This is a genomic window from Actinoplanes subtropicus, from assembly GCF_000721705.1.
GTDB classification, from domain to species: domain Bacteria; phylum Actinomycetota; class Actinomycetes; order Mycobacteriales; family Micromonosporaceae; genus Actinoplanes; species Actinoplanes subtropicus.
In genome coordinates, this window is sequence record NZ_JOJL01000026.1 from 187,237 (window position 1) to 207,390 (window position 20,154).

The following is a 20,154-nucleotide window of genomic DNA, read 5'->3' on the forward strand; positions in this document are numbered from 1 at the left end:
GAGGTACCCGTACACTCTTGCGGGCGTGTGACAGGACACAGTGAGGAAGGGCAGCGTTCGGTGGCATCCAGTAAGGACCGGCAGCGCAAGCTCGCCCGGGCGAAGCTCGAACGGCAAAATGCCCGGCGAGCCGTCAAGGAGCGGCGCAGGCGCCGGATATACGCCGGGATCGGCTCGGGTGTCGCGGTCCTGCTGATCGTCGCCGGCGTCGCGTGGATGGGCGGGGCGTTCGACTCCAAGAAGTCCACCACCGCGGCCGACCAGGACATCTGCGCCTGGACGCCGCAGAGCGCGACGACCAACACCAACCTCAAGGAAGTCGGCACGCCGCCCACGAAGAACATCCCGGTGTCCGGCACCGAGACCATGACGATCAAGACGGACCAGGGCGACCCGATCGAGGTCAGCCTCGATCTGACCACCGCGCCCTGCGGCTCGGAGGATCTGCGGTACCTGGCGAGCAAGAAGTTCTTCGACAACACCACGTGCCACGAGATCACCACGTACGGCGCGATCCGCTGCGGTGACCCGACGGGCACCGGGCTCGGCGGCCCGACCTACAGCGTGTACAGCGAGAACACCCCGGCCGCGCCGACCCCCTCGCCCAGCGCCGCGGCCGGCAAGGCCCCGCAGACCGCCCCGCTCTATCCGAAGGGCACGGTCGCGCTGATCGGCAACCCGCCGGGCACCAACGGCAGCCAGTTCCTGATCTTCTTCAAGGACTACTCGCCGGCCAGCCCGGAATACTCGATCGTCGGCTCGGTCTCCGGCGGCATGACCACGGTCGAGAAGATCGGCAAAATCCCCACCGTCGCGGACGATGCCGGCGACAAGGTCAAGCCCAAGACCAAGATCACCATCGCCAGCCTCACCGTCGCGCAGCCGGCCGCCTCGACGGCCGCCACCGCGGCGCCCTCGGCGAGCGCACAGTCTTAATCCCCCAGGCCGAACACAGCAGGAGGAACACCGTGTCGTCGATCAAGGACCGGCAGCGCGCGGCGGCGCGAGCCCGGCTCGAGAAGGAGATGGCCGAGCGCGCCGCGGCCGCTCGCAAGCGCCGCCAGCGTCAGGCGGTCATCGGCTCGGCGATCGCGGTCGTGGTCATCGCCGGCGCCGCGGTGTGGCTCGTGACCGCGATGAAGGACGACAACAAGAAGAAGAGCCCCAGCGCCAGCTCCAGCGCCGCGGCCGTCCCGGCCGGCTCGGTCGCCTGCACCTGGACGCCGGACTCCGGCGGCGGTGGCAAGGTCAAGGACGTCGGCACCCCGCCCGCCACCGCGGTGAAGTCGGGCACGGCGACCCTGACCATGGACACCAACCTGGGCAAGATCGTGGCGACGCTCGACAAGGCGAAGGTGCCCTGCACGACGGCCAGCTTCGAGTACCTGAGCAGCAAGAAGTTCTGGGACAACACCAAGTGCCACCGACTGGTGAACGAGAAGAACTTCCAGGTCCTCCAGTGCGGCGACCCGTTCGCCACCGGCAAGGGCTACCGCGCGACCGACGGCCAGGGCGGCCCGAGCTACACGATGGCCGAGGAGAACCTGCCCACCGACACGAACAACCCGTACCCCGCGGGCTCGATCGCGATGGCCAACACCGGCCAGCCCGGCAGCACCGGCAGCCAGTTCTTCATCTGCACGGCGAACACGCAGCTCCCCGCGAGCTACACCCTGCTGGGCACGATCACGTCCGGCCTGGACATAGCCCAGAAGGTCGTCAAGGCCGGCGACGACGGCGCCTTCAAGTCCTCCGCCGGCGGCGGCCACCCCAAGATGGAGCTGGACATCAAGACGCTCACCACGAGCTGACCACCAGCGGTTCCGGAAAGGGCGGGGCTCCGGCTCCGCCCTTTTCTCGCGCGCCGCCCGTTTCCCAAACCGATTCGGTACGAGAAAAGCCCTCCCCCGCGGAGGTGCGACCCGCCCCACCTCCTCCCCATGCAGCGGCGAGCGCACCACGTACCGCCCGTCAGCCCCTCCACCGACGAGGCACGCGCCCCGCACGAGCCACCACCCCACACGAGCCACCACCCACACGAGCCACCCCCTCGGCACGAGCCACCGCCCACACGAGCCACCAACCCCCGGCACGAGCCACCGCCCACACGGGCCACCACCCCGGCACTCGCCACGACTCCACATGCCACGCCCCACCCCGGCGCGCGCAGCCGCTACCGCTCCCCGCCCCGTCCTCCGCCCCTCGGCCCCGGCCCCGCCCCGTCCCGATCTTGAAGGCGCGCCGTTTGCAGCTAACGGCAATTCTTCGTTCTCGGGTCGGGACGAGCGAATCCGTGCAGAGCTCCCGTTAGCAGCGAACGCATCGCCTTCAAGATCAGACACGCCACCGCTGCGCGCACCCCAGCGGCCGCCACCACCCGAATGGGGTGCCGCGGCACTCCCCGCCACCGCCGCGTAGTCCACTCAGGCCCCCGCAACCCTGCCGCGTGACCGCCTCAAGCCCGCCACGCAGCCGACCGACACGCCGCCGCCCGTGCCCACGCCCGTCGCGCCCACGCCCGTCGCGCCCACGCCCGTCGCGCCCCGTCGCGCCCACGCCCGCCGCGCCCCGTCGCGCCCACGCCCGTCGCGCCCGCGCCCGTCGCGCCCGCGCCCGTCGCGCCCGCGCCCGTCGCGCCCGCGGCCGCCACCGCCGCTCGACCGCACCCTCAAGTGGCTCGCCCCACACACGCCGCTCAGCCGGTCGACACGCCGTCTCGGCCCGCCGCACCGTCCCCGCCTCAGGCTCCACCGTGGCAACGCGCGACCTCAGGCGCACCCCGCGACGGCGGCGCAAAAATCTCGGCTACTCCCAAGTCCGCGGCCCACCCCCACCCTCGATGGGTGGGGCCCCATTCAACCGACTGCGTCCGACAATTTGGCCGCGTTGTCCACAGCAGGGGTCGTACTTCGCCCCGTACCGCCGGAAATGCGTGAGTTTACGCGCCCGATGTCACCCGGTAGGCGTCGAAAACGCCGTCGACCTTGCGGACGGCGGCCACCAGGTGGCCCAGGTGCTTCGGGTCGGCCATCTCGAACGTGAAGCGACTTACCGCGACCCGATCCCGCGTCGTCGTCACCGTCGCCGACAGGATGTTGACGCGCTCCTCCGACAGCACCCGGGTCACGTCGGCCAGCAGCTTGTGCCGGTCGAGGGCCTCCACCTGGATCGCTACCAGGAAGGTCGACGCGCTGGTCGGTTTCCAGCTCACCTCGACCACGCGCTCGGACTGGTCGCGCAGGTCCTCCGCGTTCGCGCAGTCCTCCCGGTGCACCGAAACCCCGCCGGAGCGGGTCACGAAGCCGAAGACCGCGTCGCCCGGCACGGGAGTGCAGCAGCGGGCCAGCTTGACCCACACGTCGCTGACGCCCTTGACCACGACGCCCGGGTCCTGCGCGGTGCTGCGGTTGCGCGGGGGGCGGGTCGCGACGGCGGTCTCGGCGATGTCCTCGACCGCGCCCTCCTCGCCGCCGAAGCCGGCCACGAGTTTCTGCACCACCGACTGGGCCGAGACCGTGTTCTCGCCGACCGCCGCGTACAGCGAGGCCACGTCGGCCAGGTGCAGGTCGCGGGCGATCGTCGTCAGGTTTTCGCTGGTCAGCATGCGTTGCAGGGGCAGGCCCTGCTTGCGCATCGCCTTGACGATCGACTCCTTGCCGACCTCGATCGCTTCCTCGCGGCGTTCCTTGTTGAAGAACTGCCTGATCTTCGTACGGGCTCGGGGGCTCTTCACGAAGCCGAGCCAGTCCTGCGTGGGCCCGGCCGTGGCCGACTTCGACGTGAAGATCTCGATCACGTCGCCGTTGGAGAGCGTCGACTCGAGCGGGACCAGCTTGCCGTTCACCCGCGCGCCGATGCACTTGTGCCCGACCTGGGTGTGCACCGCGTACGCGAAGTCGACCGGGGTCGAGCCGGTGGGCAGCGGGATCACGTCGCCCTTCGGCGTGAAGACGTAGACCTCCTGGCTGGACAGGTCGAACCGCAACGCATCCAGGAACTCGGACGGGTCGCTCGCCTCGCGCTGCCAGTCGAGCAGCTGCCGCAGCCACGTCATCTCGTCGATGTGCGCCGGCGGGCCGACGATCGTCGCGCCCTTCTGCTCCTTGTACTTCCAGTGCGCGGCGATGCCGAACTCGGCCGTACGGTGCATCGCGAAGGTGCGGATCTGCATCTCGACCGGCTTGCCGGTCGGGCCGATGACCGTCGTGTGCAACGACTGGTACATGTTGAACTTCGGCATCGCGATGTAGTCCTTGAACCGGCCCGGCACCGGCTGCCAGTTCGCGTGGATGACGCCCAGCGCGGCGTAGCAGTCGCGGACCGTGTCGACCAGGATGCGCACGCCGACCAGGTCGTAGATGTCGTTGAAGTCGCGGCCCCGCACGATCATCTTCTGGTAGATCGAATACAGGTGCTTCGGGCGGCCGGTGGTCTCCGCCTTGATCTTCGCGGACTTCAGATCCAGCTGTACGCGGTTGGTGACCTGCCGCAGCAGCGCCTCCCGCTGCGGCTGGTGCTCGCCGATCAGGCGGTTGATCTCCTCGAACCGCTTGGGGAACAGCGTGCCGAACGCGAGGTCCTCGAGCTCCCACTTGATCGTGTTCATACCGAGGCGGTGGGCCAGCGGGGCGAGGATCTCCAGCGTCTCCTTGGCCTTCTGCTCCTGCTTGGGCCGGGGCAGGAAGGTCAGCGTACGCATGTTGTGCAGCCGGTCGGCCAGCTTGATGACCAGTACGCGCGGGTCCTTCGCCATGGCCACGACCATCTTGCGGATCGTCTCCGCCTTGGCCGCGTCGCCCAGCTTGACCCGGTCGAGCTTGGTCACGCCGTCGACCAGCAGCGCGACCTCGCCGCCGAAGTCGCTCTTCATCTGGTCGAGCGAGTAGTCGGTGTCCTCGATCGTGTCGTGCAGCAGGGCCGCGACCAGGGTGGTCGTGTCCATGCCGAGGTTCGCGAGGATGGTCGCCACGGCGAGCGGGTGCGTGATGTACGGGTCGCCGGACTTGCGGTACTGCCCCGAGTGCCAGCGGGCGGCCACGTCAAAGGCGCGCTGCAACTGCCGGCCGTCCGCCTTGGGATGGCTGGCGCGATGGGTGGCGATCAGCGGCTCGAGCACCTCGCTGACCTGAGTGCTCTGCCAGGGCGCGTTGAAACGGGCGAGCCGCGCCCGGACCCGCCGGCCGGTGGGCGCGCTGGCCAGGCCGAAGCCGCCGCTCGGCTCCTCCTCGGGCGGCAGCGGCTGGGTGACCTCGGGGTCTGTGCCGTTACCGGCACCTGGCTCTTCGGACGGCGCAGAAACCGCCGGCGGCACAGGCTGGGGCTGAGCGGCCTCGACGGGCTGCGCCGTCTCGGCCGGGCGTGTCTCCTCGACGGGCGGCGCCTCAGCGTCCGCGCCGGTTCGTGTGTTCTCGGTCGGCTGCACCGTGCCCTCCGCCGGAGGGGCGACGTCGCTGGACACCGGCCTCCTCACACCATCGCCTGGAACCTCACCGGTCGCCGTCGGCCGGAGAAGTCCGCTCATGCCATTGGTCACCTGGTTAGGAACGCCATCCTACCCGCATGGTCTTCCCCGATGGCGTGGCCGAACCTCCGAAAGAGCAGCTCCCCGCCGGATAAACAGGCATCAAACGGTCAGCAACGCGTGGACCGTACGCGGCGCGAGCCGCTCCCGGCCGTCCAGGAAGCCCAGCTCCATCAGCACGGTGAAGCCCGCGACCGTGCCGCCGGCCCGTTCGACCAGCTCGATCGCCGCGGTCGCGGTGCCGCCGGTGGCCAGAACGTCGTCGACCACCAGGACCCGCTGGCCGGCGATGAACGCGTCCTCGTGCACCTCGAGGGTGGCCTCGCCGTACTCGAGCGCGTACGAGGCGCTGAGCGCCTTCCGCGGCAGCTTGCCGGCCTTGCGTACGGGCACCACGCCGGTCCCGGTGGCATACGCGACCGCGGCGGCCACCACGAACCCGCGCGCCTCCACCCCGGCCACCACATCGAACCCGTCCGGGTAGTGCGCGACGATCCCGTCGACCACCCGGCGGAACGCCGCGCCGTCGGCGAACAGCGGCATCAGGTCCTTGAACAGGACGCCCGGCTGGGGGAAGTCGGGAACGTCGATGGTGCCGTTCGCGACGACGGCGGCCAGCTCGGGCCCGCTGTCGCCGCGGGGGATCTCATCAGTCACGGCCGACAGACTAACGGCCCGCCTCTCCGGGGAGAGACGGGCCGTCGTGTGCTCTGAGACTAGCGGCGCTTCGAGCCGCCGGGGCGGTTGCCGGTGCCGCCGGGGCGGCCGCCGCGGTTCGTGCCGCTGCGCTTGGCCGCGGCCGGCCGGCTGCCCGGCCGCGGGGCCGACGTGCCGGTCGAGGCCATGGCCGGCGCCTCGTCCGACGCGGTCGCGTTCCGCTGCCGCTCGGCGCGCGGCGCGACGTCGCCGGACTTGGCCGCCGCCCGGCGGGCCAGCACCCGGGCGGTGTGCGCCTTGATCTTCGGATCCTGGTCCTTGAACGCGGTCAGCAGCGGCGCCGCGAACATGATCGACGAGATGACGCCGATGCCCATGCCGACGAACAGCACGAGGCCGAGGTCCTTCAGCGTGCCCGCGCCGAGCAGGCCGGCGCCGATGAACAACAGGCCGCCGACCGGCAGCAGCGCCACCAGACCGGTGTTGATCGACCGCATGATCGTCTGGTTGACCGCGAGGTTCGTCGCCTCGGCGTACGTCCGGGTGCTGCCGGCCGTGATGCCGCGGGTGTTCTCCTGCACCTTGTCGAACACGACCACGACGTCGTACAGCGAGTAACCGAGGATCGTCAGGAAGCCGATCACCGTGGACGGCGTGACCTCGAAGCCGACCAGCGAATACACGCCCGCGGTCAGGATCAGGTCGAGCAGCAGCGAGGAGACGGCGGCCGCCGCCATCCGCCACTCGAACCGGATGACCAGGTACACCATCACCAGGGCGAGGAAGATGATCAGACCGATGATCGCCTGTTTGGTCACCTGACCGCCCCAGGCCGCCGAGACCTGGTCGTCGCTGACCTTTTCGGCCGGTACCCCGAGAGCCTGGACGATCGACGCCTTGACCTGCTCGGCCTGCCCGCGGCTCATCGCCGGGCCGCGCACGGTGAAGCTCGCACCGGCGCCCGAACCCACGCCCTGCGCCGCACTCACCTCGGCCTTCGGATCGACGTCGTGGATGGCGCGGGTCACCGCATCGGAAACCTCGGCCTGGGTCAGCACCCTGGTGGCCGCCTGGGCCGGCACGGAGAACGACGTACCGCCGGCGAACTCGATGCCGAGGCTGAAGCGCAGGGTCGCGAAACTGACGATCGAGACCAGCACGAGGACGGCGGCCACCGCGAACCAGATCTTGCGCCGGCCCACGATGTTGATGTTCGCCTCGCCCTGGTAGAGGCGAGTGGCTAGACCGGAACGGGCCATCTCAGGCCTCCTTGACGTCGGTCGAAGGGCGACGCAGGACGCGGCCGAGACCGCTGACCCGCGGCGACAGGAACGCCTTCGTGTTCGCGAACATCGTCATGATCGGGTGCCGGAACAGGAACACCACGACCAGGTCGAGCACGGTGGAGAGACCCAGTGCGAAGGCGAAGCCCTGCACCGCGCCGATCGAGACGATGTAGAGGACCACCGCGGCCATGATCGTGATCGTGTTGGCCGAGATGATCGTACGGCGAGCCCGGGCCCAGGCTCGTGGCACCGCGCTGCGTGCGCTCCGGCCCTCGTGGATCTCGTCCTTGAGCCGCTCGAAGTAGATGACGAACGAGTCGGCCGCCACACCCAGCGACACGATGAAGCCGGCGATGCCCGCCAGGCTGAGCGTGAAGCCGATCGTCCGGCCCAGGAAGACCAGCGCGCCGAACGTCAGCAGACCGGAGAGGGCGAGGCTCAGGAAGATCACCGACCCGAGCAGCCGGTAGTAGAAGAACGCGTAGACCGCGACCAGCGCCATACCGATACCGGCGGCCAGCAGGCCCGCGCGCAGTTGCTGCCCGCCCAGGGTCGCGGAGACCGTCTGCGCCGGGCCGGAGGTGAAGGTCACCGGCAGCGCGCCGAAGTTCAGCTGGTCGGCCAGCTTCTTCGCGGAGGTGGCGGTGAAGTCGCCGGTGATCTGCGAGGTGCCGGTGAGCACGCCCTGGATCTGCGGCGCGGAGATGACCTCCTTGTCCAGCACCACCGCGACGGCGCAGTGCTGGACCTGGCCACTGCTGTACATCGCGGTGGCGGCGACGTAGCACGGGTCGCTGGAGGTGGCGTTGAACGCCTGGCGGGTCAGGTTGGCCCACTTCGTCGAGCCCTCGCTCTTGAAGTCGAGCGAGACGACCCACCGGCCGGTCTGCTGGTCGAGCTGCGGGCTCGCCTTGGAGATGTCCTCGCCGACGACCGGCGCCTTGTCCATCAGGATCTTGCCACCCTCGAAGCAGACCGTGGCCTGCTTGCTCACGTCGTCGATCGCGCCGTTGGGCCGGGCGGCCAACTGCGCGCAGCTGATCGTCGGCACGTCGTACTGCATCTGCGCCGGCAGCAGGTTGACCTCGGCGCCGCCCAGCTTCCCGAACGGCGCGTACGGCAGGCCGGCCTTGGGGTCGGTGGAGAGGTCGACCGGGGCGGTCAGCTTCTGGGCGGCGGCCCAGGCGGCGGCGCCGACCTTGTTCTGCACGTCGGCGAGGGTCACCTTCTCCTCACCGGTGGCCTGCGGCAGCGCGGCCTCGGTGGGCGCGGCGGTCGGGGTGGCGGCGGGGGTTGCCGTGGTGGCGGCCGGGCTGCCGGCCGCGGACGGCGTGACGCTCGGGCTCGGCGCCTTCACGACCTCGCCACCGCCCTGGCCGCCGGTCGACGACGAGGGCTTGGCGGAGGCGCCGGTGGCGGCCGACGCGCTGGTCGACGGCTTGGCCGAGGTCCCGGCCGAGGCGCTCGCCGAAGGCTTCGCGGTCGGCGGGTTCAGCGCGGTCGTCGACACGTCGCCGGTCGCGCCGATCACCAGGCGGAAGCGCATCTGGGCCGCCTGGGCGAGGTCCTTGAGCTGGTCCTTGGCCTCACCGGCGAGCGACACCACAATGTTGCGCTGGCCCTGGACGACCACCTCGGCCTCGGACACGCCGAGCGCGTTCACGCGGTTCTCGATGATGCCCTTGGCCTGCTGCATGCTCTCCGGCGACGGCACCTGGCCACCCTGCACGGACGCGATGTAGGTGGCCTGCGTGCCGCCCACCAGGTCCAGGCCCAGCTTGGGCTGGAGCCGGTCGGTGAAGCTGCCCTTGGCCCCGCCGGCGAAGAAGACGAGCAGATACAGGACGACGAAGACCAGGCCGAGCACTCCGAGTTGCCGTCCGGGATGCATCTGTCCCTGTGGTGGTCGTGCCACGGCGTTGGGTCTCCCTGCGTTACGGCCGCCCCCCTGGCGGCACTCGATACATTGTCAATGGCCGATCTCCGGCCGTACGAACCGGCCCGGCGGCCGAATACGCCGCGGGCCGGTCCGGGAAAAAGAGTCAGTCCTTTTTCTTGGTGTCGGCCACGGTGTCGTCTGCGACCGGTTCCTCCGCCGCCGGCTCGGCCTCGGCCTCGTCGGCTGCGGCGGCGCTCTCCTCCGCGTCCTGCCGGGGCAGGGTGCGGGCGATGGCCTGGCGAGCGAACTTCACCTGAACACCGGGAGCGACCTCCAGCGTAGCCACGTCGTCGTCGATCGAGACGATCGTGCCGTGCAGTCCGCCAATGGTGACGATCTGGTCACCCGGGCCGAGTTGACTCTGCATGTTCATCGCCTCGCGGCGCCGCTTCTGCTGCGGGCGGATCATCAAGAAATAGACCACGCCGAAGAGCAGGAGCAGGAACAGGATGGTGGTGAAGCTGTTCCCTGCTCCCTGACCGGCTGCTAGTGGCACAAGAAAGCCTTCCGTAGGCCCCGGTGCGCTGGTGTGCGCACGTCGGGGCGATATACACATCGGGGTTGAACCGCGGCGAGTCTAATCGGTCAACCTGGGAAGTCCGAATGCGGCACACATCACGTTCACATTACGAGCGGATTTCATACGTCTCGGGCGAACAAGTCCGCCTGAACCGCCCCCGACGGCGGCGTCTTGCCGAGATGCAGCCAGCCCGATTCGGTCGCCACCCGGCCCCTCGGCGTACGCGCCAGCAGCCCCGCCCGGACGAGGAACGGCTCGCACACCTCCTCCACCGTGTCCGACTGCTCACCGACCGCGACGGCCAGCGTGGACAGGCCGACCGGGCCGCCACGGAACGTCTCGATAAGCGCCCGCAGCACGGCCCGGTCCAGCCGGTCCAGGCCGAGCGCGTCCACGTCGTACACCCGCAGGGCTTCTTTCGCGGTTTCCTGCGTGACCACCCCGTCGGCCCGCACCTCGGCATAGTCGCGCACCCGGCGCAGCAGGCGGTTGGCGATCCGCGGCGTCCCGCGCGACCGGCCGGCGATCTCCGCGGCGCCCTCCGGCGTGATCGGCACGCCGAGGATGCGGGCCGAGCGGTGCAGCAGGACGTCCAGGTCGGCCGGCGAGTAGAAGTCGAGGTGGGCCACGAAACCGAACCGGTCGCGCATCGGGGCGGACAGCAGGCCGGCCCGGGTGGTCGCGCCGACCAGGGTGAACGGCTCGACGTCCAGCGGGATCGCGGTGGCGCCCGGCCCCTTGCCGACCACCACGTCGACCCGGAAGTCCTCCATCGCGCTGTACAGCAGTTCCTCGGCCGGCTTGGCGATCCGGTGGATCTCGTCGATGAACAGCACGTCGCCGGGGGCGAGGCTGGTCAGGATCGCGGCCAGGTCACCGGACCGCTCGATCACCGGACCGCTGGTGGTACGGATCCCCGTCCCCAACTCCGCCGCGACGATGTTGGCCAACGTGGTCTTACCCAGGCCGGGCGGCCCCGAGAGCAGGATGTGGTCGGGCGGGGCCTCGCGACCCATCGCGCCCTTCAGCAGCAGCTCGAGCTGGTCGCGCACGCGGTGCTGGGCGATGAACTCGGCGAGCCGGCGCGGCCGAACGCTTACCTCGGCGTCCAGCTCCTCGTCTTCGGCGTGGGGCGAGACCAGGTCATCGGTCACCGTCGACGACCCCCAGGGCAGCGGGCGCGGGGTCCCGTCGCGGCACACACCGATCGACGCCCCACACCATCACCACCATCCCCTGTCCCGAAATTCGTCTTCACTTTAGTCCGCGCCGTGCGGCATCCCGGGCCCGACACTCGCCAAATGGGACGGCGGCCCGCCTCCCATCGGGAAACGGGCCGCCGACTGCCGCTCAGGTGCTCGGCGATCAGGTGAGGTAGTACACGACCGGGCTGTCCACCTGCAGCGCCGTGGCGCCGCTGCTGGAGAAGATGATCACCCGCGTCATGGCGTGCTCGTCGGCGGCCGGAAGGGAGGCAACGCCCTGGGAGAGAGCGGCGTAGTGACCGGTGTGGTCGATCGCCCCGGTACGGGTGTTCTTCCTGACCCACGGCTTGTTCGGCCGACCGGTCCAGATCTCGATCCGGTACTTGACCCGGGAGGAGTCCGGCGCCGCGTACTGGTAGAAGTCGCCGTAGACGAAGTTGTTGCTCCAGCTGATGCACGGCGTGGTGTCGGTGCGCTGGTTGCAACCGCCACCGGTGGCGGCCATCGCCGGCGACGCCGCGACGGCGCCGAGCGTCGCGGTCGTCGCGCCGACGACAGCGAGTCGCTGCAGAAGCTTACGCAAGTGTTTCCACCTCTCGATTTCCGAGAAGAGAAGCGAATTCAGGCGGCCGGCATCGCCGGTTCCGCGGCAAAATCGCCGTCTCCCCCATCGGGGTCCCCCGTTGGAACCAAGGCGACGGTAGCAGCTTGATCGACACCTAGCGATCCCGTCGGCCGCCCGGCGAGAATGACCAATCCCACAGTCGCCCGGACGGGATCAGTCCCATTTTCATTTATCTTCCTGAATGGGGCGCGGCCCCCCTTATTGTTCCACCTTGTAGCGTTATGTCCGTTTGGGCCCTAACGGGTCCGGCCCAACAGGCGGATCGCCTGGCGCAGCAGCACCGGGACCGGCGGCGCCTCGCCGTCGATCGACTCGGCCAGCTTGGACACCGCCTGGTCGGCCTGCGCGACGGTCCAGCCCAGCGCGAGCACGCCCTGGCGCACCTGCTCCTGCCACTCGCCGCGGAGCACGCCGGCCGGGGCGCCGTCGCCGAGCGTCAGCGGGCCGATCCGGTCGCGCAGCTCGACGACCATCTTCTCGGCGCCCTTCTTGCCGATGCCCGGCACCTGGGTGAGGGTCGCCAGGTCGGCGCCGGCGATCGCCCGGCGCACCACTACCGGCGAGTGCACGGCCAGCACCGCCTGGGCGAGCCGCGGCCCGACCCCGCTGGCCGTCTGCAGCAGCTCGAACAGCTGCTTCTCGTCGTCGTCGGCGAACCCGTACAGGGTCAACGAATCCTCCCGGACCACCATGCTGGTGGCCAGCCGCGCCTCGACGCCGGCCTTGAGGCCGGCGAGGGTGCCCGGCGCACACTGCACCTGCAGGCCGACGCCGCCGACCTCGATCACCGCGCTGTCCGGATTGACGGCGGCCACCACGCCACGAACGCTGGCGATCATCGTCGTGCTCCCCTTCTGGCGGCGAGGGCCGCGGCTTCTATCCGGGCGCGGGTGCCGCCGCGCCAGATGTGGCAGATGGCGAGGGCGAGCGCGTCCGCCGCGTCGGCCGGCCTGGGCGGCGCGTCCAGCCCGAGCAGCCGGGTGACCATGCTGGTCACCTGCTGCTTGCCGGCCGTGCCGGAGCCGGTCACGGCCGCCTTCACCTCGCTCGGCGTATATGTCTGCACCGGCAGCCCGGCCCGCGCGCCGGCCAGCACGGCGACCCCGCTGGCCTGCGCCGTGCCCATCACCGTCCGCACGTTGTGCTGGGAGAACACCCGCTCCACGGCGACGCTCTGCGGCTTGTGCTCGGCGACCAGCTTGGCCAGCTCGGTGTCCAGCCGCAGCAGGCGCAGCGCGATGTCGTCGTCGGGGTCGGTGTAAACCACGTAATACCCGATCAGCTTGCACTGCCGCCCGGGCACGCCCTCGACGACGCCGACGCCGCAGCGGGTCAGGCCCGGGTCGACGCCGAGCACGCGCACCTCAGACCTCCCCTGCCGCACGTACGTGTGTTCGACACCCTAATACGGGCCGGTCTTGCGCCCGGCACCGACACGCCTCGACGATGAGTGCGGGAGGTAGTGGGCATGTACCTCGTTCCGCCGATGGATGACGAGCCGCCACCGGAGTTCGTCGCCTTCGTCACCGGCCACCTGACGGCCCTGCGCCGCGAGACGGACCGCTTGGTGGGCGGCGATCCCGAGGGCGGCCACCTCTACATGGACGTGCTCGCCGACGTGGCCGGCCACTGGCGCCGGCTGCGCGCCTGGTCACGGCTGGCGGGCAAGGACGCCCCGGCCGAATACCTGCACCGGAGGCTGGCGTCGCGCACGAAGCAGTGGCGCGACGAGCAGATCTACGACGTCGACATCCGCGTGCTGCGCACGCAGCCCTACGTGCCGCTGCATGGCCCGGGTCAGACGCTGGCGTTGCGCAAGGCGAGGGTGCTTCCCGACACCGTACGTACGGGAGCGGTCCCGCTGGCCGACGCGTGCATAGCGTGGGTCCACGCCTGCAAGAAAGAACGATGGCACCGGGTCGGCCGCCTGGTGGTGACCGGCATTCTCCTGATCGGCGGAATCATCCAGTACATGTCCTGGCTCTCCCCCGGCACCTGACCTTTACCGATCGACCGGCGCCATTACCGCTGCGCGCCCTTCATACGATACTCCACTTCCAGTTCGGACAGCCGGACGGTGCGCTCGCGAACGTAGGCCGGCGTCGAGCCACCCGAAAGCGTCAGGCGATGAAGATGCACCACCGCGTTGTCGCGCGCACGTTCCGGCGTCCGGTCGACGACCCAGTACTCAGGGATGCCGCGCTCCGCATACCACTGAGCCTTGTCGGTGTACTCACCGTTCATGGAGTTTTCCGACACGATCTCGGCGACCAGGCGGAACGCTGAGCCAGGAAGGTTTGCGTCCTCAGCGACGTCGGCGAGGTCATTGATGAGCACGCCCACGTCAGGAACCCGGTTGTCGCGTGGCCGATCTCCTCGAACGCCGGTGTCTTGGAGCGCCTCAAACCCGGCCGCGCAGAACCTGTCCACGAGCCGGCGGGCCATCCACTTATGCCAGTAGATGGAGGGCGTCATGATGACGAGGCTTCCGTTGTGCAACTCGTAGCGATATTCCTTGGGCAGGGAGGCGAGATCATCGACGTCGAGGTCCTCGATGGGCGGCAGATTGATGCTCGGCATGCTGGCCAACACCCCCTCATCCTACTGGTCACTGGACCAGCTGTCACTAGTCAACTGTTCTCATGCTCGCATGCGTGCGAAACGCCGACACCAGTATCGCCCGAAATACACGGACGGGGCCGGTGCAGACCGCACCAGCCCCGTCCTGAAGCTCACGCCTCACGCGTCACGCGTCGATAGCCGCCATGACCTCGTCCGACACGTCGAAGTTGGCGAAGATGTTCTGGACGTCGTCGCAGTCCTCGAGCGCGTCGATCAGCTTGAACACCTTGCGGGCCGCGTCCTCGTCCACCGGCACCGTCATGGTCGGCACCAGTGACGACTCGGCCGAGTCGTACTCGATGTCGGCTTCCTGCAGCGCCGTGCGCACCGGAATCAGGTCGGTCGGTTCGCTGACCACCTCGAACGAGTCCCCGAGGTCGTTGATCTCCTCGGCGCCCGCGTCGAGGACCGCCAGCATCAGGTCGTCCTCGCTGAGGGCGCCCTTCGGGACGATCACCACGCCCTTGCGGTTGAACAGGTACGACACGCTGCCGGCGTCGGCGAACGTGCCGCCGTTTCGGGTCAGCGCGGTGCGCACCTCGGTGGCCGCACGGTTCCGGTTGTCGGTGAGGCACTCGATCAGGATCGCGACGCCGTTCGGGCCGTACCCCTCGTACATGATCGTCTGCCAGTCGGCGCCGCCGGCCTCCAGGCCGGAGCCGCGCTTGACCGCGTTGTTGATGTTGTCGTTGGGGACGGAGCTCTTCTTCGCCTTCTGGATGGCATCGTAGAGCGTCGGGTTGCCGGCCGGATCCCCACCGCCCGTGCGGGCCGCAACCTCGATGTTCTTGATGAGCTTGGCGAACATCTTGCCGCGCTTGGCGTCGATGACGGCCTTCTTGTGCTTGGTCGTCGCCCACTTGGAGTGGCCGGACATGCGAAAACCTCCGTGTCTCAGGCGGCCTGGCGGACCATCTCGACGAAGTACCGGTGGACGCGGAGGTCGCCGGTGAGCTCCGGGTGGAAAGCCGTGGCGAGCAGGTTCCCCTGCCGAACGGCGACAATCCTACCGGCGGCCGGACCGTCCTTGACGCGGCCCAACACCCGCACGTCGTCGCCGACCTCCTCGACCCATGGCGCACGGATGAAGACGGCGTGAAAATCGCCGCCCGGGATGTCGTCGATCGGCACGTCGCCCTCGAACGAGTCGACCTGCCGGCCGAACGCGTTACGCCGCACGGTCATCTCGATCCCCTGGAAGGACTCCTGGTCGGGCCGCCCGTCGAGCACCATGGTGGCCAGCATGATCATGCCGGCGCAGGAGCCGTACACCGGCATGCCGTCGGCGATCCGCTTCCGGATCGGATCGAGCAGCCCGAAGCTCACCGCGAGGTTGCTGATCGCGGTCGACTCGCCGCCGGGGATCACCAGCGCCTCGACGTCGGCGAGCTCCTCCGGCCGCCGCACCGGCCGCGCCAGCACGTCACTCTCGGCCAGCGCGGCCAGATGCTCCCGAACGTCCCCCTGCAGGGCAAGCACTCCAATGTTCACGCGTCCAGCTTAGGCAGCTCAACTTCAAGATCAAATTCAAGATGTCGTATCCGGGTGGGTGGTGCGGACCGTCGCTCACGCCGAGGCCGGGCCAGGGGCCCAGCTGACGCTGCCCCTGGCCCTTCATTCTGCGTAAGTGGTCAAAAACCACGAAAAAGCCGGCCTCGCGAGGGAGGCCGGCTCTTCGGAACGTGGGTCAGCCGAGCAGCTGCGGCAGCTTTTCGAAGAGCTGGGTGGTGTAGGTGACCATCTCGTGCAGCATCCAGTTGCCGGAGAAGAGTAGGGCGGCGCCGCAGGCCACGGCCTTGGGGACGAAGGAGAGGGTCGCCTCCTGGATCTGGGTGACCGACTGGAAGAGGGAGATCGCGAAGCCCACCACCAGGGCGGTGAGCAGGACGGGAGCGGCCATCTTGGCCGCGATGGTCATCGCCTGCAGGGCCAGCTCGGTAATCATCGCGTCGGTCATGCCAGTCAGTTCGGGTCGGGTGGCCGGTGGTGGAGTGCGAAACGGGCGCAGGCGGGTTGCGGTTCGGTTCGCGGGGGCGAAATCCTCAAGTCGGCCGCCTGGCCGGATGCGGGCGCTACGGCCCGGTGTTGCAGGTGGTCGCCGGCGCCAGCGGCGAAGCCGGGTTGGGCGGTTTGTGCGGTTGTGGGCCGGGCCGGGCGTACGGCCGGAATCGCGGAAGTCAAGGACGGCGCGCAGGCCACCGGGGGGTCGATTGGCCATCGGTGCGGGGGTGGGCGCTGCGTAGGATTCAGGTACCGAAACCCCGCTTGAGGAGCAGAACCATGTCTGACAACCAGCCCGCCGTCGGGACCGCGCGGGTCAAGCGCGGTATGGCGGAGATGCTCAAGGGCGGTGTGATCATGGATGTGGTCACGCCGGAGCAGGCGAAGATCGCGGAGGACGCCGGGGCCGTGGCGGTCATGGCGTTGGAGCGGGTGCCGGCCGACATTCGCGCGCAGGGTGGCGTGTCCCGGATGTCCGATCCTGACATGATCGACGGCATCATCGAGGCGGTGTCGATCCCGGTGATGGCGAAGGCGCGGATCGGGCACTTCGTCGAGGCCCAGGTGTTGCAGGCGCTCGGGGTCGACTACGTCGACGAGTCCGAGGTGCTGACGCCGGCCGACTACGCCAACCACATCGACAAGTGGCAGTTCACCGTGCCGTTCGTCTGCGGCGCCACCAACCTCGGCGAGGCCCTGCGCAGGATCACCGAGGGGGCCGCGATGATCCGGTCGAAGGGTGAGGCCGGCACCGGGGACGTCTCCAACGCGACCACGCACATGCGCAAGATCCGGCAGGAGATCCGCCGGCTGCAGACCCTCCCCGAGGACGAGCTGTTCGTCGCCGCCAAGGAGCTGCAGGCGCCGTACGAGCTGGTCAAGGAGGTCGCCGAGGCGGGCAAGCTGCCGGTGGTGCTGTTCACCGCGGGCGGTATCGCGACGCCCGCCGACGCCGCAATGATGATGCAGCTGGGCGCCGAGGGGGTCTTCGTCGGCTCGGGCATCTTCAAGTCCGGCAACCCGGCTCAGCGCGCCTCCGCGATCGTCAAGGCCACCACGTTCCACGACGACCCGGACGTGCTCGCCAAGGTCTCGCGCGGCCTGGGCGAGGCCATGGTCGGCATCAACGTCGACGACATCCCGGTGCCGCACCGGCTCGCCGAGCGCGGCTGGTAAATAAAACGGCTGGTCATAGCACGGCTGGTGACTAGACCGACTCGAGTGGCGCGGTGGGCGGGGAGGCCGGCAGCGGCACCCCGGCCACCGACTCGGGCAGCGCCGGGTCCTCGATGTCGAAATACTGCGGCAGCGGGTAGCGCCGGGCCATCCCCAGCGCACGCACCAGCAGCCGGTCGCGGGCGGTCAGCGCGTCACGCACCTGGTCGGTGTGCACCTGCCGGGCCAGCCCGACCCGGCGGCTGGTGGCGATCAGCTGGCGGGTGGCCGGGTCGGCCCCGGTGAGCGGCGCCGAGCGCAGGAGGCGGGTCAGGTCGTTCTCGGCCGGCTCGCGCTCGTCGGGGTCGGCGTCGAGGGCCAGCCGGGCCGCCGCATACAGCTCGTCGTTGTCCTGCTCCTCGGCGACCACCGCGGCGGCCGCGGCCCGGCGCAGCAGGTGCGCGTCGAGGGCCCGCTCGGCCGACTGGGCCCGCACGTGCACGCGCTCGACCCGGTGCGCCGTCCAGCCGAGGTAGGCGGAGAGCAGCGCCACGAGCGCGACCACCCCCAGCACCCACCACATGCCGGGCATCGTAGTGCCCCGCGACGACCGCGGGTCAGGCCCCCGGCCGTGGCTCTGCCCACTCTTCGTCGATGACCCGGCCGTCGGTGGCCTCGATCGCGGTGGCGTAGACCTCGAGCACCCGCTGCGCGACGACCGGCCAGTCGAAGGCCGCGACGGTGGTGTGCGCGGCCGCCGAGAGGGCCCGCCGGCGGTCCGGGTCGTCGAGCAGCGCGCCGAGCAGGACGGCCAGCGCGGCCGGGTCGCCGGTGGGGAAGAGCGCGCCGGCCTTGCCGCCGTCGAGTACCCGGCGGAACGCGTCCAGGTCGCTCGCCGCGATCGCCGTCCCGGCCGCCATCGCCTCGGTGAGGATCATGCCGAAGCTCTCCCCGCCGGTGTTCGGCGCCACGTATACGTCGACACTGCGGAGCATGCGAACTTTGTCCGCTTCCGACACTAAACCGAGAAATTTGACCCTATCGTGCATATCGTCGGGAATATCGTCGTAAAGCTGGGAAGCGTCGCCGGGGCCGGCCACCAGCAGGCGGACACCGGGGCGCTCCCGGGCCAGCGCCACGAAGGCCGACCGCAGGATCGGGAAGCCCTTGCGCGGCTCGGTGAACCGGCCGAGGAACCCGAGCGCCCCGCCGCTCCCGGGCCAGCCGTCCAGCGGCTCGGCGTCCGCGTACTTCGCCAACGCCACCCCGTTGGGGATCTCCACCGCTCCCCCGCCGAGGTGCTCCACCTGCACCTTCCGGGCCAGCTCGCTGACCGCTATCCGGGCGGTGATCTTCTCCATCACCAGCTGCAGCAGCCCCTGGGCAACCGACAGCGCCCGTGATCTCGTCATCGCGGTATGGAACGTCGCCACCACCGGTCCCCGCGCCGACAGCACCGCCAGCATCGAGAGGCTGAGCGCCATCGGCTCGTGCACGTGCAGCACGTCGAAGTTGCCGCGGTTGAGCCACCGCCGCACCCGCGCCGTCGACACCGGGCCGAACGAGATCCGCGCCACCGACCCGTTGTAGGGGAACGGCACCGCCCGCCCGGCCGCCACGACATAGGGCGGCAGGTCGGCGTCCTCCTCGGCGGGCGCGAGCACGCTGACCTCGTGACCCAGGCCGATCAGCGCCTCGGAGAGGTCCATGATGTGGTTCTGCACGCCGCCGGGCACGTCGAAGGAGTAAGGCGAGACGATCCCGATCCGCACGACGCTCCCCCTAGAGCCACAGTTTCTGCAGCATGTGCCAGTCCTGCGGATGTTCGGCGATCCCCGCGGCGTAGGCGTCGGCCAGCAGTTGCGTGGTGGCCTTGACCCGCTCGTCGAGCGGCCCCTCGGCGGGCGGCACGACCGGGCGCAGCACCGCGTAGGTCTGGGTCGGGGTGAAGGAGAGGTCGGCGGCGTAGAGCGGCGCCCCGGTGCGGATCGCCAGGATCGCCGGGCCGGCCGGCATCCGGGTGGTCCCGCCGAAGAACTTGACCTCCACCCCCCGCTTGGAGAGGTCGCGGTCGCCGAGCAGGCAGACGATCCAACCCTGGCCGAGCCGCTCGGCGAGCACGTCGAGCGGGGGCCGTTCGCCGCCGATGAGCGGCATGATCTCCATGCCGATCTTCTCGCGGTACGCGACGAACTGCCGGTAGACACCCTCGGGCTTGAGCCGCTCCATCACGGTGGTCATCCGCCAGCCGTTGGAGACGACCCAGGCCGCGGCCGCGTCCCAGTTGGCCATGTGCGGCAGCGCCAGGATTATGCCGGTGCCACTGGTCGTCCCGCTCCTGATGTATTCGTAGTGCTCCGGGGAGATCCCGAACCCGTCGAGGAACTGCTGCTTGGTCCCGGACGGGAGCCGGAAGGCCTCCATCCAGTACCGCGCGTACGAGCGCAGCCCGTCGCGCACCAGCGAGTCCGGCATATCCGGTCCGACGACCTGGGTGAGGTTCCGGCGCAGGCGCTGGGTGCCGGGGCCGTTCTTCCGGTACGCGTGATCGGCGGCCGCGTTGAACAGGGCGCGCGCGACCGGGAGCGGCAACATGCGGACCAGCCGCCAGCCGGCCGCGAAC

20 protein-coding genes are annotated in these 20,154 nt (G+C 69.9%); 4 read left to right on the forward strand and 16 right to left on the reverse strand.

The features are described from left to right. Positions 1-60 precede the first annotated feature (60 nt). Both IH26_RS0133060 and IH26_RS0133065 read left to right on the forward strand, forming a co-directional pair. Positions 61-936 (forward strand): peptidylprolyl isomerase, encoded by an 876-nt coding sequence (locus IH26_RS0133060; RefSeq protein WP_030440185.1) that lies wholly within the window; start codon positions 61-63, stop codon positions 934-936. 32 nt (positions 937-968) lie between these two features. Beyond that, entirely contained in the window at positions 969-1,811 is an 843-nt protein-coding gene (locus tag IH26_RS0133065; protein ID WP_030440186.1) for a peptidylprolyl isomerase, read from the forward strand. Positions 1,812-2,938: 1,127 nt separating this feature from the next. On the opposite strand, the gene IH26_RS0133070 is transcribed toward IH26_RS0133065, so the two are convergent. The 9 genes from IH26_RS0133070 to ruvC all read right to left on the reverse strand — a co-directional run bounded on the left by IH26_RS0133070 (position 2,939) and on the right by ruvC (position 13,116). Continuing rightward, the gene (locus IH26_RS0133070; protein ID WP_030440187.1) at positions 2,939-5,458 is read right to left on the reverse strand and encodes a RelA/SpoT family protein; all 2,520 of its coding nucleotides are present in this window, start codon (positions 5,456-5,458) and stop codon (positions 2,939-2,941) included. Between the two features lie 165 nt (positions 5,459-5,623). Then, positions 5,624-6,178, reverse strand: coding sequence for an adenine phosphoribosyltransferase (locus tag IH26_RS0133075; protein ID WP_030440188.1), 555 nt, complete (start codon positions 6,176-6,178; stop codon positions 5,624-5,626). Between the two features lie 59 nt (positions 6,179-6,237). After that, entirely contained in the window at positions 6,238-7,437 is a 1,200-nt protein-coding gene (gene secF, locus IH26_RS0133080; RefSeq protein WP_030440189.1) for a protein translocase subunit SecF, read from the reverse strand. Between the two features lies 1 nt (position 7,438). Then, a complete protein-coding gene (secD, locus tag IH26_RS0133085) occupies positions 7,439-9,355 on the reverse strand; it encodes a protein translocase subunit SecD (protein WP_030440190.1) in 1,917 nt (638 codons plus the stop codon). A gap of 151 nt (positions 9,356-9,506) precedes the next feature. Then, the gene (gene yajC, locus IH26_RS0133090) at positions 9,507-9,899 is read right to left on the reverse strand and encodes a preprotein translocase subunit YajC (RefSeq protein WP_030440191.1); all 393 of its coding nucleotides are present in this window, start codon (positions 9,897-9,899) and stop codon (positions 9,507-9,509) included. Between the two features lie 143 nt (positions 9,900-10,042). Continuing rightward, positions 10,043-11,077 (reverse strand): Holliday junction branch migration DNA helicase RuvB, encoded by a 1,035-nt coding sequence (gene ruvB / locus IH26_RS0133095; protein WP_030440192.1) that lies wholly within the window; start codon positions 11,075-11,077, stop codon positions 10,043-10,045. Positions 11,078-11,288: 211 nt separating this feature from the next. After that, positions 11,289-11,711, reverse strand: coding sequence for a hypothetical protein (locus IH26_RS0133100; protein ID WP_030440193.1), 423 nt, complete (start codon positions 11,709-11,711; stop codon positions 11,289-11,291). 278 nt (positions 11,712-11,989) lie between these two features. After that, complete coding sequence (ruvA, locus tag IH26_RS0133105) at positions 11,990-12,592, reverse strand: Holliday junction branch migration protein RuvA (protein ID WP_030440194.1); 603 nt, start codon at positions 12,590-12,592, stop codon at positions 11,990-11,992. Then, positions 12,589-13,116, reverse strand: a complete 528-nt coding sequence (gene ruvC, locus IH26_RS0133110; RefSeq protein WP_030440195.1) for a crossover junction endodeoxyribonuclease RuvC — start codon at positions 13,114-13,116, stop codon at positions 12,589-12,591. The genes ruvA and ruvC overlap by 4 nt, the downstream gene beginning before the upstream one ends. Positions 13,117-13,221: 105 nt before the next feature. Here ruvC and IH26_RS0133115 point away from each other — a divergent pair, with 105 nt between their 5' ends. Then, positions 13,222-13,752: a hypothetical protein gene (locus tag IH26_RS0133115; protein WP_030440196.1), complete on the forward strand. Its 531-nt coding sequence runs from the start codon at positions 13,222-13,224 to the stop codon at positions 13,750-13,752. A gap of 23 nt (positions 13,753-13,775) precedes the next feature. On the opposite strand, the gene IH26_RS0133120 is transcribed toward IH26_RS0133115, so the two are convergent. The 4 genes from IH26_RS0133120 to fliQ form a co-directional block, all read right to left on the reverse strand. Next, a complete protein-coding gene (locus tag IH26_RS0133120) occupies positions 13,776-14,345 on the reverse strand; it encodes a Uma2 family endonuclease (protein ID WP_245665737.1) in 570 nt (189 codons plus the stop codon). A 154-nt stretch (positions 14,346-14,499) separates the two neighbouring features. Continuing rightward, the gene (locus tag IH26_RS0133125; RefSeq protein ID WP_030440198.1) at positions 14,500-15,252 is read right to left on the reverse strand and encodes a YebC/PmpR family DNA-binding transcriptional regulator; all 753 of its coding nucleotides are present in this window, start codon (positions 15,250-15,252) and stop codon (positions 14,500-14,502) included. A gap of 17 nt (positions 15,253-15,269) precedes the next feature. Next, positions 15,270-15,866 carry a pyridoxal 5'-phosphate synthase glutaminase subunit PdxT gene (gene pdxT / locus IH26_RS0133130; RefSeq protein WP_030440199.1) on the reverse strand — a complete coding sequence of 199 codons (597 nt, stop codon included), beginning with the start codon at positions 15,864-15,866 and terminating at the stop codon, positions 15,270-15,272. A gap of 196 nt (positions 15,867-16,062) precedes the next feature. Further along, a complete protein-coding gene (gene fliQ / locus IH26_RS0133135; protein ID WP_030440200.1) occupies positions 16,063-16,332 on the reverse strand; it encodes a flagellar biosynthesis protein FliQ in 270 nt (89 codons plus the stop codon). A 323-nt stretch (positions 16,333-16,655) separates the two neighbouring features. Here fliQ and pdxS point away from each other — a divergent pair, with 323 nt between their 5' ends. Beyond that, positions 16,656-17,552 (forward strand): pyridoxal 5'-phosphate synthase lyase subunit PdxS, encoded by an 897-nt coding sequence (pdxS, locus tag IH26_RS0133140; protein WP_051808950.1) that lies wholly within the window; start codon positions 16,656-16,658, stop codon positions 17,550-17,552. 31 nt (positions 17,553-17,583) lie between these two features. Here pdxS and IH26_RS0133145 read toward each other — a convergent pair whose 3' ends face one another. From IH26_RS0133145 to IH26_RS0133155, 3 genes are read right to left on the reverse strand one after another with little or no spacing between them, the layout of a single operon-like run. Then, entirely contained in the window at positions 17,584-18,123 is a 540-nt protein-coding gene (locus tag IH26_RS0133145) for a hypothetical protein (protein ID WP_030440202.1), read from the reverse strand. Between the two features lie 25 nt (positions 18,124-18,148). Continuing rightward, complete coding sequence (locus IH26_RS0133150; RefSeq protein WP_030440203.1) at positions 18,149-19,303, reverse strand: glycosyltransferase family 4 protein; 1,155 nt, start codon at positions 19,301-19,303, stop codon at positions 18,149-18,151. A gap of 10 nt (positions 19,304-19,313) precedes the next feature. After that, a complete protein-coding gene (locus IH26_RS0133155; RefSeq protein WP_051808963.1) occupies positions 19,314-20,126 on the reverse strand; it encodes a phosphatidylinositol mannoside acyltransferase in 813 nt (270 codons plus the stop codon). Positions 20,127-20,154: the final 28 nt, after the last annotated feature.

Coding starts and splice junctions, on each gene's coding strand:
- pdxS (WP_051808950.1), top strand. CDS start 16,656: ATGTCTGACAACCAGCCCGCCGTCGGGACCGCGCGGGTCAAGCGCGGT.
- fliQ (WP_030440200.1), bottom strand. CDS start 16,332: ATGACCGACGCGATGATTACCGAGCTGGCCCTGCAGGCGATGACCATC.
- ruvA (WP_030440194.1), bottom strand. CDS start 12,592: ATGATCGCCAGCGTTCGTGGCGTGGTGGCCGCCGTCAATCCGGACAGC.
- IH26_RS0133115 (WP_030440196.1), top strand. CDS start 13,222: ATGTACCTCGTTCCGCCGATGGATGACGAGCCGCCACCGGAGTTCGTC.
- secF (WP_030440189.1), bottom strand. CDS start 7,437: ATGGCCCGTTCCGGTCTAGCCACTCGCCTCTACCAGGGCGAGGCGAAC.
- secD (WP_030440190.1), bottom strand. CDS start 9,355: ATGCATCCCGGACGGCAACTCGGAGTGCTCGGCCTGGTCTTCGTCGTC.
- IH26_RS0133125 (WP_030440198.1), bottom strand. CDS start 15,252: ATGTCCGGCCACTCCAAGTGGGCGACGACCAAGCACAAGAAGGCCGTC.
- IH26_RS0133145 (WP_030440202.1), bottom strand. CDS start 18,123: ATGCCCGGCATGTGGTGGGTGCTGGGGGTGGTCGCGCTCGTGGCGCTG.
- IH26_RS0133155 (WP_051808963.1), bottom strand. CDS start 20,126: ATGTTGCCGCTCCCGGTCGCGCGCGCCCTGTTCAACGCGGCCGCCGAT.